This is a genomic window from Serratia sp. CY33525 (assembly GCF_052169115.1).
Taxonomy (GTDB): Bacteria; Pseudomonadota; Gammaproteobacteria; order Enterobacterales; family Enterobacteriaceae; genus Serratia; species Serratia sarumanii.
On sequence record NZ_JBJNLK010000001.1, the window covers coordinates 49,289 to 61,791 of the forward strand.

Here is a 12,503-nt window from a genome sequence, read left to right on the forward strand (position 1 = left end):
ATGCAGGAAACCGTGCTACACAAGATTGTCCGCGACAAAGCGCAATGGATCGCGGCGCGACAACAGCAACAGCCCCTGGCCGGCTTTCAGAACGACATCGTACCGAGCGAACGCAGCTTCTATCACGCGCTGCAGGGCACCCGGACGGCTTTCATTCTCGAATGCAAGAAGGCCTCGCCTTCCAAGGGACTGATTCGCGAGAACTTTGATCCGGTGGAGATCGCCACGGTGTATAAAGATTTCGCTTCGGCGATCTCGGTGCTGACCGACGAGAAATACTTTCAGGGCAGCTTCGATTTCCTGCCGCTGGTCAGTAAAACCGTCAGCCAACCGGTGTTGTGCAAAGACTTTATCATCGACCCGTATCAGATTTACCTGGCGCGCTACTATCAGGCCGACGCCATCCTGCTGATGCTGTCGGTGTTGACCGACGAGCAGTACCGCCAACTGGCGGCGGTGGCCCACAGCCTGAACATGGGCGTGCTGACCGAAGTGATCAGTGAAGAAGAGCTGCAGCGCGCGATCGCGCTGGAAGCGCGCGTGGTCGGCATCAACAACCGCGATCTGCGCGATCTGAGCATCGATCTGAACCGCACCCGTCAGCTGGCGCCGCGCGTGCCGCACGGCGTGACGGTGATCAGCGAATCGGGCATCAACAACTACGGGCAGATCCGCGAGCTGAGCCATTACGCCAACGGTTTCCTGATCGGCAGCGCGCTGATGTCGGAACCCGATCTGCGCGCCGCCGTGCGCCGCGTGATCCTGGGCGAAAACAAAGTGTGCGGCCTGACCCGTCCGCAGGACGCCGCCGCCGCCTATCAGGCCGGCGCCATCTACGGCGGGCTGATTTTCGTCGGCCGCTCGCCGCGCTATGTGGACATCACCCGCGCTCGCGAAGTGATCTCCGGCGCGCCGCTGAAGTACGTCGGCGTGTTCTGCGACGCCCAGGTCGATACCGTGGCGTTGACCGTTGAGCGCCTCGGTCTGCACGCGGTGCAATTGCACGGCGCAGAAGACCAGGCCTATATCAACGCCCTGCGCGCCCGCTTGCCGGCCGATTGCCGCCTCTGGAAGGCGCTGAGCGTGAAAGATCGGGTGCCGGCGCGCGATCTGCAGCATGTCGATCGCTATCTGCTCGACAACGGCGCCGGCGGCACCGGCCAACGCTTCGACTGGTCGGTGTTGCAAGGCGAAGATCTGACTAACGTGATGCTGGCGGGCGGCCTGCGCGCCGACAACTGCGTCGAGGCTGCCAAGCTCGGCTGCGCCGGGCTGGACTTCAACTCCGGCGTGGAAAGCGAACCGGGCATCAAAGATCCCGCGCGCCTGGCCTCGGTCTTCCAGACCCTGCGCGCCTACTGAATACGGCTCAACATTAATAACGGATAATAACGGGAACTCTCATGACGCTGCTTAACCCCTACTTCGGCGAATTTGGTGGCCAATACGTGCCGCAAATTCTGATGCCGGCCCTGAAACAACTGGAAGAAGCCTTTGTCAGCGCCCAGCGCGATCCGGCATTCCAGGCGGAATTTATCGATCTGCTGAAGAACTACGCGGGCCGCCCGACGGCGCTGACGCTGTGTAAAAACCTCACCGCCGGCAGCAACACCAAGCTGTACCTGAAGCGTGAAGACCTGCTGCACGGCGGCGCGCACAAGACCAACCAGGTGCTGGGCCAGGCGTTGCTGGCCAAGCGCATGGGCAAAACCGAGATCATCGCGGAAACCGGCGCCGGCCAACACGGCGTCGCGTCGGCGCTGGCCTGCGCGCTGCTCGGCCTGAAATGCCGCATCTATATGGGCGCCAAAGACGTCGAGCGCCAGTCGCCTAACGTGTTCCGCATGCGGCTGATGGGCGCGGAAGTGATCCCGGTGCACAGCGGCTCCGCCACCCTGAAAGACGCCTGCAACGAAGCACTGCGCGACTGGTCCGGCAGCTATGAAACCGCGCACTATATGCTCGGCACCGCCGCCGGCCCGCATCCGTACCCTACCATCGTGCGTGAATTCCAGCGCATGATCGGCGAAGAAACCAAAGCGCAGGTGCTGGAGCGCGAAGGCCGCCTGCCGGATGCGGTCATCGCCTGCGTCGGCGGCGGCTCCAACGCCATCGGCATGTTCGCCGATTTTATCGATGACGCCGACGTTGGGCTGATCGGCGTGGAACCTGCCGGCCTGGGCATCGAAACCGGCCAGCACGGCGCGCCGCTGAAGCACGGCCACGTCGGCATCTACTTCGGCATGAAGGCGCCGATGATGCAGACCGCCGAAGGCCAGATTGAAGAATCCTATTCAATTTCCGCCGGGCTGGACTTCCCGTCCGTCGGGCCGCAGCACGCCTACCTGAACAGCACCGGCCGCGCCGAATACGTGTCGATCACCGACGACGAAGCGCTGGAAGCGTTCAAGGCGCTGTCGCGCCATGAAGGCATCATCCCGGCGCTCGAATCCTCGCACGCCCTGGCGCACGCGCTGAAAATGATCCGTGAAACGCCGCAGAAAGAGCAGATCCTGGTGGTCAACCTGTCCGGCCGCGGCGACAAAGACATATTTACCGTTCACGACATTTTGAAAGCACGGGGAGAAATCTGATGGAACGTTATCAGCAACTGTTCACGCGTCTGGAAAGCAGCAAGGAAGGCGCCTTCGTCCCGTTCGTGACGTTGGGCGATCCTAATCCGGCGCTGTCGCTGCAGATTATCGACACCCTAATCGAAGCCGGCGCGGACGCGCTGGAGCTGGGCATCCCCTTCTCCGATCCGCTGGCGGATGGCCCCACCATCCAGAGCGCGACGCTGCGCGCCTTCGCCGCCGGCGTCACGCCGACCCAGTGCTTCGAGATGCTGGCGGCCATCCGCCAGAAGCACCCGACCATTCCCATCGGCCTGCTGATGTACGCCAACCTGGTGTTCCATAAAGGCATCGATGCGTTTTATCAACGCTGCGCCGAAGTGGGCGTGGACTCGGTACTGGTCGCCGACGTGCCGTTTGAAGAGTCTGCGCCGTTCCGCGCCGCCGCCGCGCGCCACGGCATCGCGCCGATCTTCATCTGCCCGCCGAACGCCGATGACGATCTGCTGCGGGAAATCGCGTCGCACGGCCGCGGCTACACCTATCTGCTGTCGCGTGCCGGCGTCACCGGCACCGAAAGCCGGGCGCAGCTGCCGTTGCATCACCTGGTGAACAAGCTGCGCGAGTACCACGCCGCGCCGCCGCTGCAGGGCTTCGGCATCTCCGAACCCGAGCAGGTGAAGGCCGCGCTGCAGGCCGGGGCCGCCGGCGCGATCTCCGGCTCGGCAATCGTCAAAATCATCGAACAGCACCATGCCAACCCGGCGGAGATGCTGACCAAGCTGGCGGCCTTCGTCAGCAATATGAAGCGCGCCACCCGGGCGTGATCCTCTTCAGCGAGCGCCCTGCCGGCGCTCGCTTTAACAGCTTGTTTCCCCTCAAAGTTTGTTCCATTTATTTACAGCAAAAATTTGAACAAACCCAGGTCTTGTCTCACAATGAACTTTGTTCGCTATGCATTTCTTCGTTTGATTTGGGGAATGCGCCCGCTGCGGCGAAAAACCGTAGCGAATTTCAACCATAACATTGCATGGAGAGTAATTTATGAAGCTTTTTAAAACCCTTTCGGCCTTGTGCATGGCAGCCGTTGTGGCGGTCGCGGTGAGCGCTTGCGCGCCGACGGCAAAATCTGAGGGAACGGGTGGTTATATTGATGACACGGTGATCACCACCAAAGTGAAATCGGCACTGCTGGCGGATAAAAACATCAAGTCACGCGAAATCAGCGTGGAAACCTTTAAGGGACGCGTGCAGTTGAGCGGCTTCGTGACGTCCAGCGATGACGCCAACCGTGCGGTGCAGGTCACACGCGGCGTGGCCGGCGTGAAATCGGTTGAAAACGTAATGCAGATTAAATAATACCGACACAGGGAGGCGCAACGCCTCCCTGCTTGGAGTCTTCATCAGAAGCGGTACCCCGCCCCGAACATGAACACCCACGGATCCAAACGCGTGTCGAAGCTGTGGTGCCCGCCATTCGCATCGTTGAAGCGAGTTTTGGTTTCGATATTCATCCACCACACCGACATGTTCAGCATCCAGTGCTCATCCAGGTTGTAATCGAGGCCGGCCTGCGCCGCCACACCCCAGGAATCTTTCAGATCGAGATTGCTCAACCCGGCGCTTTTGCCGTAGTCGTTGAACTTCTCATCGAAGAAAGTGGTGTAGTTAACGCCGACGCCCAGGTAAGGACGCAGTTTGTCCTGCTTATCGCCGAAGTAGTATTGCGCCATCAGCGTAGGCGGCAACTGGTGAACGGTCGCCAGATCGGTGCCGCCCAGCGTCACCTTGTGGCGGAATGGCGTTGCGGCCAACAACTCAACGCCGATGTTGTCCGTCACCATATAACCGAAGGTCAGACCGAGCTGGGTGTTGTTTTTCGCATCCAGCGAACCCAACCCCAGCACGTTGTCCGAACCCGCATTTGGACGCACTGTCGCGGTGCCCGCGCGGAACAGGAAATCACCGGCCTGATGCGCACTTGCCAACATAGGCGCCATCATCGTCGCCAATACCATCAGAGTTGTCTTTTTCATTATCCATTCCATTTGTGTGGTTAATCACTCGGGAGGGAATATACCTACTTTCGGGTATTTGTGATCCCATCGAGATCACATCTTATGTGTAAAAATTTAAAATCCCACTAAAAACAAGGTTACCTAACCGCCTAATAAATCAAGGATTGATCTGCATCAAAAAATCGATTTTGTTGCAAATTATCTACATGTTCAAATTTCGGTTGCGGAGAAAATTGCGGCTGAGGTAATTTCATTTTCCGTGTTGGTTTTGGTTGGTGCCGTGAGGAGTCGGCGGGCAATCAAGATGAGCGAAATCCTTAATCCCTGTGTCAGCTGCGGCGCATGCTGCGGTTATTTTCGAGTGTCATTCTATTGGGCCGAAGCCGAAGACGGCGGCGGCACCGTCCCTCTTTCCCTGACGGAGCCTTTGACCCCGTTCTTGCGCTGCATGCAGGGGACCAACAGCAAGTCCCCCCGCTGCAACGCGCTGGACGGCGAGATCGGCAAAGCCGTGTCCTGCTCGATCTACCTCAATCGGCCCAGCCCGTGCAGAGAGTTCGATCAGTCCGGTGAAAACGGCCTGCGCAACGAAGCCTGCGATCGCGCCCGGGAACGCTACGGCCTGCCGCCCTTGCCGGTGCCCCTGCCGCTGTCGCTGCCTGAGACGACGATCGTTGAAGAAATAGGCGTAGTGCAATTCGCGGGGTGCCACAGCGGCGTGGAACAGGGTACAATCACCCACTGATTTATCTCTGTTTTCCCGACGCCAAGGAGTCTGCATGTCTATCACGGCCAACGCTTTGTACCGTGACAGTTTTAACTTTTTACGCAACCAACTGGCCAGTATCCTGATGCTGGCGTTGTTGACGGCGTTTATCTCCGTGCTGCTGAATCAGGCCTTCAGCCCCGATGCCGAACAGTTGGCGACGCTCGCTGCCACCACCAGCGATTTCGCTTCGTCTACCGGTATGGGCATTCAGGAAGTGATCCAGCAGATGACGCCGGAACAGCAGATGGTGTTGCTGAAAGTGTCGGCGGCCGCCACCTTCTCCGCGCTGGTCGGCAACGTGCTGCTGGTCGGCGGGATGTTGACGCTGATTCGTCTGGTGTCGCAAGGGCAACGCACCAGCGCCCTGCGCGCGCTCGGCGCCTCGGCGCCCGACTTGCCGCGCCTGCTGCTGCTGCTGTTTATCTGCACCCTGCTGATCCAGCTTGGCCTGACGCTGTTTGTGGTGCCGGGCGTGCTGATGGCGATCGCCTTCGCGCTGGCGCCGGTGATCGCCTCGGTCGACAAGAAAGGCGTGTTCGCTTCGCTCAAGCTGAGCAGCAAACTGGCCTTCGCCAATGCGCGCGTGATCGTGCCGGCGATGATGCTGTGGCTGGCGGCCAAACTGCTGGTGCTGTTTTTGGTGAGCCATCTGTCGGTGCTGACGCCGAACGTCGCCAGCGTGGTGTTGACCGCGTTGAGCAACCTGGTGTCTGCCCTGCTGCTGATCTACCTGTTCCGCCTGTATATGCTGCTGCGCGGCTAACGCCGGCGTCAGCGAAAATCAAGGGGCACGCTTCGGCGCGCCCCTTTTTTGTTTACCCCATCACGGCGGCTTCCGCCTGCTCCTTACTCTGAATCAGCTTCAGCGCCAGATACAGATCCGGCACCAAAATCAGCTCTTTGTCGCGCCCTAAGCGGTTGATGCGGAACCAGCGCGTCAGCTCGGTGCGGCGCCCCGCCAGCACCAGTCTAACGTTACGCTGTAACAGATCGCGTTTCAGTTCGTCGATGGCCGCCAACACGCTGATATCGGCATGGGTAAAACTGGCCACCGCGTCCACCACCACCCAACGCGGCTGGAACGGCGTGCCGTCGACCAAATTGAGAATGCGGCGTTTGAAGTACGCCACGTTGAAATAGGTCAGCGGCGAATTGAAACGATACATCATGACGCCGGGCACCGCCTTCACCCCATTGTTGTTGCCCATGGAATGGATCATGCCTTCGTCGTTGACGCCCAGCAGCTGTTCCGTCGGCCGGAAGACGGTGCGCAGAAACTGCATCAACCCCAGCAACACCGCCAGCCCGATGCCGCTGATCACCCCCACCAGCAGCACGCTGAGGAAGGTAAACAGCGCCAGGCGGAACGCCTGCGCGTTGCGACGGCGCAAGATCCAGATGCCGCGGATGTCCAGCAGTGACCAGGCCGCATACATCAGCACCACCCCCAATCCCGCCACCGGAATAAACTGCAGCGGCGACATCAGGAACAGCAAGACGAAGGTGATTACCGCGGCGGCGATGATCGACACCAGCTGGCTCTTGCCGCCGTTGGCGTCATTCACCGCGGTGCGCGAGTCTGCGCCGCTGATGGCGAAACCTTGTGACAGCGCAGAGACGATATTCACCAGCCCCAGCGCGCGAAACTCGGCGTCGGCGTTCACCTCATAACCGTTTTTGGCGGCAAAGCTGCGGGCGGTGAGCATCATGCTGACAAAACTCACCACCGCCAGGTTGAGCGCCGGGATCACCATGTCGCGCAGTAAACCGGGCTGGAAATCCGGCCACTGGACGATCGGCAACACGCCGCTGAAACCGCCCACCGTCACCACGCCATGCTGTTGCAGGCCGCCCGCCCAGGTCACGAACGCCGCCAGCACGATGGCGAACAGCGGTGCCGGCCAGTTAGGCCGCCATTTTTTAAATCCGAGCAGCGTCACCAGCGTCAATAACGACACCGCCATCGTCAGCCAGTCGCTGTGCAGCAGGTTGCCGGGCAGCGCGTAGATGCGCTCGATCAGCTGCGCCGGGCGCACCGTGAACCCCAACACCTTGCCGATCTGATCGACCATAATGGTGATCGCCACCCCGTTCAGCAACCCGCTGAGGATCGGCCGCGACAGCAGATCCGCCAGCGCCCCCAGCTTGAACCGGCTGGCCAGCAGGCACCAGCCGCCCATCATGGCGGTCATCATGATGGTCAGTTGCCAATGGCGCTCCATATTGCCCGCCGCCAGCGGCGTCACCACCGCGGCGATCACCGCACAGGTGGCGGCGTCGGGCCCGACGATCAGCTGGCGTGACGATCCGAACAGCGCATAGGCCACCATCGGCAAAATACAGGAATAGAGCCCCACCACCGGGCTGACCCCGGCCAGCTCGGCATAGGCGATGGCCACCGGCAAGGCGACGGCGGCGACGGAAAGGCCGGCGCGAATATCCGGCTTGAGCCAACTGCGTTGATAGCCCAATAAATGCGTCAAACCCGGCGTCAGAGCCTGGAGAGATTTCCACTGCATGCTGTTTTCCGCGATAAATTATCTGGTTATTATGCTACTTACTATGCGGCCTGCGGCACGCGCTGGCAATGCGCCCGCGCTTTCTCGCGTAAGTTTATGCAAATTCCTGCTTTCGCGGCAGAAATCCGCCGGCCAAACGCCGATAATCGGCAGCGCCCGGCGGTACACAGAGCTCGCCGAATCCGGTATAGTCGGCCGATGAACAGATGATGGATTGATTTATGAAGCAGTTTCTTGATTTCCTCCCGTTAATTGTCTTTTTCGCTTTTTACAAGCTGTACGATATTTACGTCGCTTCCGGCGCGTTGATCGTCGCTACCGCACTGGCGCTGGTGTTCACCTGGGTTAAATACCGCAAGGTCGAGAAGATGACGTTGATCACCTTCCTGATGGTGCTGGTGTTCGGCACCCTGACGCTGGTGTTCCACAACGATTTGTTCATCAAATGGAAGGTCACGGTGATTTACGCGCTGTTCGCGCTGGCGCTGCTGATCAGCCAATGGGTGCTCAAAAAACCGCTGGTTCAGCGCATGCTGGGCAAAGAGCTGACGCTGCCGGACAAAGTGTGGAGCAACCTTAACCTGGCCTGGGCGGTCTTTTTCCTGGCCTGCGGCCTGGCGAACATCTATGTCGCCTTCTGGCTGCCGCAAAGCGTCTGGGTCAATTTCAAAGTCTTTGGCCTGACGGTGCTGACGCTGGTCTTCACCCTCCTCAGCGGTATCTATATTTACCGGCACATGCCGGAAGAACAGAAAAAATAGTTACAAAATTGTTAATGCCTGCGGCGCTTGCCGCGGGCAGTATGATGTTATTCCCTCCCTTTAAAAGCAGACTGCTATGACACAACAACGACCTTTACCCAGCGGCGAGCTGGTGCTGCGCACGCTGGCGATGCCGGCCGATACCAATGCCAACGGCGATATCTTCGGCGGCTGGCTGATGTCGCAAATGGATATCGGCGGCGCCATCCAGGCAAAAGAGATCGCCGAAGGGCGCGTGGTGACCGTGCGCGTGGACGGCATGACCTTCCTGAAACCGGTGGCGGTAGGTGATGTGGTTTGCTGCTATGCGCACTGCATCCGCACCGGGCGCAGCTCGATCACCATCAATATCGAAGTGTGGGTCAAGAAAGTCTCCTCCGCCCCGATCGGCCAGCGCTACCGGGCGACCGAAGCGGTGTTCACCTATGTGGCTGTCGATGCGGAAGGCAACTCGCGCGCGCTGCCTGAGGGCAAAATGAATTTCCGCGTCGGCTTCGAAGAATAAACTGACGCTACGCCGCAAATGCAAAAAGGGTCGCCGAGGCGACCCTTTCTTTTTGTGTTGACCGAACTCAGTTCAATTCAGTCGTGCCGTTCAGCTTGAAGCGGATAGTGACGGTGCGATCTTTCGCTTCTTTGGCTTCATAGCGCCACTTGCGCATCGCCTGCTTCACTTCACGCTCAAACATGTTGCGCGGCTCGGCCGACAAGATGCGCACGTTGCTCACGCGCCCGTCGCTGTCGATATCGAACTGTACCCGCACGTTGCCTTCGATCTGCAAAGCCTGGGCCCGCGGCGGATAGAGCGGATTGGCGCGGCTGATCGGCCTTGGCCCGACCTCGCGCGAGTTGCCCTGCACCGGCGCAGCAGGCGCCTGTTTCACCGGCGCTTTATCGATCGGCTTGGCCGGCGAATCGTTGTTGAACGGCGACGGCTCGCGCGGCTCGACCTTCTTCGGCTCCGGTTTGACCTGTTTTTCGACCTTCGGCTTCGGCTTAGGCTTCGGTTTCGGCTTGACCGGCTCCGGCTTCACGATCGCCTTCGGCGGCGGCTCCACGATAGGCTCCGGTTCTGGCTCCGGCTCAGGTTCGACCTGCGGCGGCTCCGGCTCGGCCGGTGCCGGCGGTGGCGGTTCGGCCATCGCGGCGGTGTTGACCATCATGACGCTGATCGGCGCGTCCTCTGGCTTCGGCAGCTCCACCACTTCTTTTACCGAAGCGTAAAGCAATCCCGCCACCAGGGCGCTGTGCAGGCCTACGGACAAGACGAAAGGCACGGATATACGGCGATTAAGGAACATCTTTTTTAGCGGCATAATGATTCTGTTTCCTCTGGTTCGCCAAGTTTAAATGCAAATAGCAATCATATTCAATAACGAAAGGCAAACTATCGCTTTAATCGTCAGTATGCGCGGCTAAAACCAGCAAACTCATAAGGATATTAACCTGGCCGTTGCTTTTTTATCGCCGGAACACCACGCTTCATTAACGTTTCGCCTGGCGTCAAAAAGTAAAAAACCCGCCGTAGCGGGTTGATTGCGGTGATTAAGCGTTATTCTTCATCGCCATAGTAAAGCACGCCCAGCTTGATCAGCGGCCGCCCTTGCGCCTTGCGGTGCAGGTTGGTGTCGCGCAGCGAATAGACGCAGCCGCAGTATTCCTGCTGATAGAAGCGTTCGCGCTTGCTGATCTCTATCATGCGCGACGAACCGCCCTTCTTGCGCCAGTTGTAATCCCAGTACACCAGGTCAGGATACTTTTCCGCCGCGCGAATGCCGCAGTCGGTGATCTGCTGCATGTTCTTCCAGCGCGAAATGCCGAGCGAGCTGGAGATGGTGTCGTAACCGTGCTCATGCGCATACAGCGCCGTGCGCTCGAAACGCATGTCGAAACACATGGTGCAGCGGATACCGCGCTCCGGCTCATTCTCCATCCCCTTGGCGCGGGCGAACCAGTTGTCGGTATCGTAATCGGCATCGATGATCGGCACCCCGTGCTTTTCGGCGAAGCGGATGTTCTCTTCCTTGCGCAGCAGATACTCTTTTTGCGGATGAATATTGGGGTTATAGAAGAAAATGGCGTACTCGATCCCGGAGGCCTGGATCGCTTCCATCACCTCGCCGGAACAGGGCGCGCAGCACGAATGCAGCAGCAGTTTGCTTTTGCCCGCCGGCAAATCGAGTTTTTCCCTTACCAGTTCCGTCATGTCCTCACCTCAATGGCATATCAGTTTAAGCGCGCCGCACTATACGAATAAAAAGTAGCGGCTTCAAGGCATAAGCGCCAATCCGCCGGGAAATTCGCCCTACGCCGTTCCCCTGTCGCGCCTTTTGCGCTACCTTGGTAGCACCGTTTTATAGCCATGATTTTAAAGGTGAAACATGCTTTATCTGATCTACGCGCAAGACGTCCCCAACTCGCTGGAAAATCGTCTGGCGGTGCGTCCGGCACACCTGGCGCGCCTGCAGGCGCTGCGCGACGCCGGTCGCCTGGTGGTCGCCGGCCCTAACCCGGCCATCGACAGCAACGATCCCGGCGCCGCCGGCTTTACCGGTTCGACGGTGATCGCCGAATTCGAGTCGCTGGCGCAAGCCCAGGCCTGGGCGCAACAGGATCCCTATATCGCCGCCGGTGTCTATGCCGACGTGACGGTGAAACCGTTCAAGCAGGTGTTCTGATCTCCAGCCCCGCAATACCGGGAACGCCCGTTCGCGCGCCGTTCCCGGATCAATGCGTGCTTTCACCCTAACCCGTCGGTAGAAAAAATGCTCTCCCTTCAGGAGGCGTCGCGTCGCCCGCCTATACTCTCCTGAACCCGCGGCATCGCCGCGAAGCCGGGAGATAGACCGATGCGACTCGACGTACACGCTCACCTGTGGAGCACAGAGTATCTGGATCTTTTGCAAGCGCATGGCGTGCACGACGTCGCCGCCTATCGGCAACTGGGCGCCGGCCGCACCGAGCGCGAACTCGACGCCCGCTTCGCCCTGCTGGACAGCGCCGGCATCGACATGCAAATCCTGTCGGCGACGCCGCTGTCGCCGCATCTGGAAGACGAACAGGCGGCTGTTGATGCCGCGCGCCGGATCAATGATGAATATGCGGAACTGGTAGCGCGTTATCCCACCCGCTTTCGGGCTATCGCTTCTTTGCCGCTGCCGCATATCGACGCGGCGTTGCTCGAGCTTGAAAGGGCCTTTACCCAGCTCAATATGCTGGGCGCCTGCATCACCACCTCGGTGCTCGGGCTGTCTATTGCCAACCCGCTGTTCGAGCCGCTCTATCAGGAACTCAATCGCCGCCACAGCGTGCTGGCCATTCATCCCGCCGGCCGCGGCGCGCATTCGCCGCTGATCGCCGATTACGCTTTGACCTGGTCGATTGGCGCGCCGATCGAAGATACGGTCGCCGCCATGCACTTTATTCTCCACGGCATCCCCCAACGCTTTCCGGAGATGAAAATCATTGTGCCGCACCTGGGCGGCCTGCTGCCGATGACGCTGGAGCGTCTCGACCAAACCGTCGCGTGGGAAGCGCCGCATACGCCGGAACCGCCGAGCCGCGCCGCTCTGCGCATGTGGTACGACACGGTAGGCCACGATCAGGTGCCCGCGTTGCAAGCGGCGGCGGCGACCTTCGGCGCAGAGCGGCTGCTGTTCGGCACCGATTTCCCGTTCCAGCCGGGCGACCTGTTTCAAACCACGGTGGACTACATCCGCCGTGCGGGATTGCCGGAGGCAGACGTGAACGCCATTTTGGATCGCAATGCGGCGGCGGTGTTTGGGCTGAGCACGGACTGAAGATCCGTCGTCATTCAGTAACGGGCAGGAGACTCCATTCCAGCCCCGGATTCCGGCTAGCTC

Annotated in this window: 14 protein-coding genes; 10 read left to right on the plus strand and 4 right to left on the minus strand. The window is 59.9% G+C overall.

The window, feature by feature from the left end; genetic code table 11:
• From trpCF to ACJ8IM_RS00215, 4 genes are all read left to right on the plus strand, one after another.
• On the plus strand, nucleotides 1-1,362 hold the full coding sequence (gene trpCF, locus ACJ8IM_RS00200) for a bifunctional indole-3-glycerol-phosphate synthase TrpC/phosphoribosylanthranilate isomerase TrpF (RefSeq protein WP_080289890.1): 1,362 nt from the start codon (nucleotides 1-3) through the stop codon (nucleotides 1,360-1,362).
• Nucleotides 1,363-1,403: 41 nt separating this feature from the next.
• On the plus strand, nucleotides 1,404-2,594 hold the full coding sequence (gene trpB, locus ACJ8IM_RS00205; RefSeq protein ID WP_033634762.1) for a tryptophan synthase subunit beta: 1,191 nt from the start codon (nucleotides 1,404-1,406) through the stop codon (nucleotides 2,592-2,594).
• On the plus strand, nucleotides 2,594-3,400 hold the full coding sequence (gene trpA / locus ACJ8IM_RS00210; RefSeq protein ID WP_033634763.1) for a tryptophan synthase subunit alpha: 807 nt from the start codon (nucleotides 2,594-2,596) through the stop codon (nucleotides 3,398-3,400). Before trpB ends, trpA begins: the two co-directional genes overlap by 1 nt.
• Before the next feature lie 217 nt (nucleotides 3,401-3,617).
• Nucleotides 3,618-3,932 carry a BON domain-containing protein gene (locus ACJ8IM_RS00215; protein ID WP_033634764.1) on the plus strand — a complete coding sequence of 105 codons (315 nt, stop codon included), beginning with the start codon at nucleotides 3,618-3,620 and terminating at the stop codon, nucleotides 3,930-3,932.
• A gap of 44 nt (nucleotides 3,933-3,976) precedes the next feature.
• On the opposite strand, the gene ompW is transcribed toward ACJ8IM_RS00215, so the two are convergent.
• Complete coding sequence (gene ompW, locus ACJ8IM_RS00220; protein WP_004932076.1) at nucleotides 3,977-4,609, minus strand: outer membrane protein OmpW; 633 nt, start codon at nucleotides 4,607-4,609, stop codon at nucleotides 3,977-3,979.
• A 286-nt stretch (nucleotides 4,610-4,895) separates the two neighbouring features.
• Here ompW and ACJ8IM_RS00225 point away from each other — a divergent pair, with 286 nt between their 5' ends.
• Both ACJ8IM_RS00225 and ACJ8IM_RS00230 read left to right on the plus strand, forming a co-directional pair.
• Complete coding sequence (locus ACJ8IM_RS00225; RefSeq protein ID WP_033634766.1) at nucleotides 4,896-5,336, plus strand: YkgJ family cysteine cluster protein; 441 nt, start codon at nucleotides 4,896-4,898, stop codon at nucleotides 5,334-5,336.
• Nucleotides 5,337-5,370: 34 nt separating this feature from the next.
• On the plus strand, nucleotides 5,371-6,123 hold the full coding sequence (locus ACJ8IM_RS00230; RefSeq protein ID WP_033647584.1) for a YciC family protein: 753 nt from the start codon (nucleotides 5,371-5,373) through the stop codon (nucleotides 6,121-6,123).
• 52 nt (nucleotides 6,124-6,175) lie between these two features.
• Here the strand turns inward: ACJ8IM_RS00230 and ACJ8IM_RS00235 are convergent, their stop codons facing one another.
• Nucleotides 6,176-7,879: a SulP family inorganic anion transporter gene (locus ACJ8IM_RS00235; RefSeq protein ID WP_033653003.1), complete on the minus strand. Its 1,704-nt coding sequence runs from the start codon at nucleotides 7,877-7,879 to the stop codon at nucleotides 6,176-6,178.
• Between the two features lie 221 nt (nucleotides 7,880-8,100).
• Between ACJ8IM_RS00235 and ACJ8IM_RS00240 the strand changes: the two genes are divergently transcribed.
• Both ACJ8IM_RS00240 and yciA read left to right on the plus strand, forming a co-directional pair.
• Nucleotides 8,101-8,640 carry a septation protein A gene (locus ACJ8IM_RS00240; RefSeq protein WP_004932082.1) on the plus strand — a complete coding sequence of 180 codons (540 nt, stop codon included), beginning with the start codon at nucleotides 8,101-8,103 and terminating at the stop codon, nucleotides 8,638-8,640.
• Nucleotides 8,641-8,716: 76 nt separating this feature from the next.
• Nucleotides 8,717-9,145, plus strand: coding sequence for an acyl-CoA thioester hydrolase YciA (yciA, locus tag ACJ8IM_RS00245; RefSeq protein WP_004932085.1), 429 nt, complete (start codon nucleotides 8,717-8,719; stop codon nucleotides 9,143-9,145).
• A 67-nt stretch (nucleotides 9,146-9,212) separates the two neighbouring features.
• On the opposite strand, the gene tonB is transcribed toward yciA, so the two are convergent.
• Both tonB and ACJ8IM_RS00255 read right to left on the minus strand, forming a co-directional pair.
• On the minus strand, nucleotides 9,213-9,956 hold the full coding sequence (gene tonB / locus ACJ8IM_RS00250) for a TonB system transport protein TonB (RefSeq protein ID WP_016927510.1): 744 nt from the start codon (nucleotides 9,954-9,956) through the stop codon (nucleotides 9,213-9,215).
• Between the two features lie 236 nt (nucleotides 9,957-10,192).
• Nucleotides 10,193-10,846 (minus strand): epoxyqueuosine reductase QueH, encoded by a 654-nt coding sequence (locus ACJ8IM_RS00255; RefSeq protein ID WP_033634769.1) that lies wholly within the window; start codon nucleotides 10,844-10,846, stop codon nucleotides 10,193-10,195.
• A gap of 175 nt (nucleotides 10,847-11,021) precedes the next feature.
• Here ACJ8IM_RS00255 and ACJ8IM_RS00260 point away from each other — a divergent pair, with 175 nt between their 5' ends.
• Nucleotides 11,022-11,318 carry a YciI family protein gene (locus ACJ8IM_RS00260; protein ID WP_033634770.1) on the plus strand — a complete coding sequence of 99 codons (297 nt, stop codon included), beginning with the start codon at nucleotides 11,022-11,024 and terminating at the stop codon, nucleotides 11,316-11,318.
• A gap of 171 nt (nucleotides 11,319-11,489) precedes the next feature.
• Nucleotides 11,490-12,440, plus strand: a complete 951-nt coding sequence (locus tag ACJ8IM_RS00265; RefSeq protein ID WP_033653002.1) for an amidohydrolase family protein — start codon at nucleotides 11,490-11,492, stop codon at nucleotides 12,438-12,440.
• Nucleotides 12,441-12,503 lie beyond the last annotated feature (63 nt).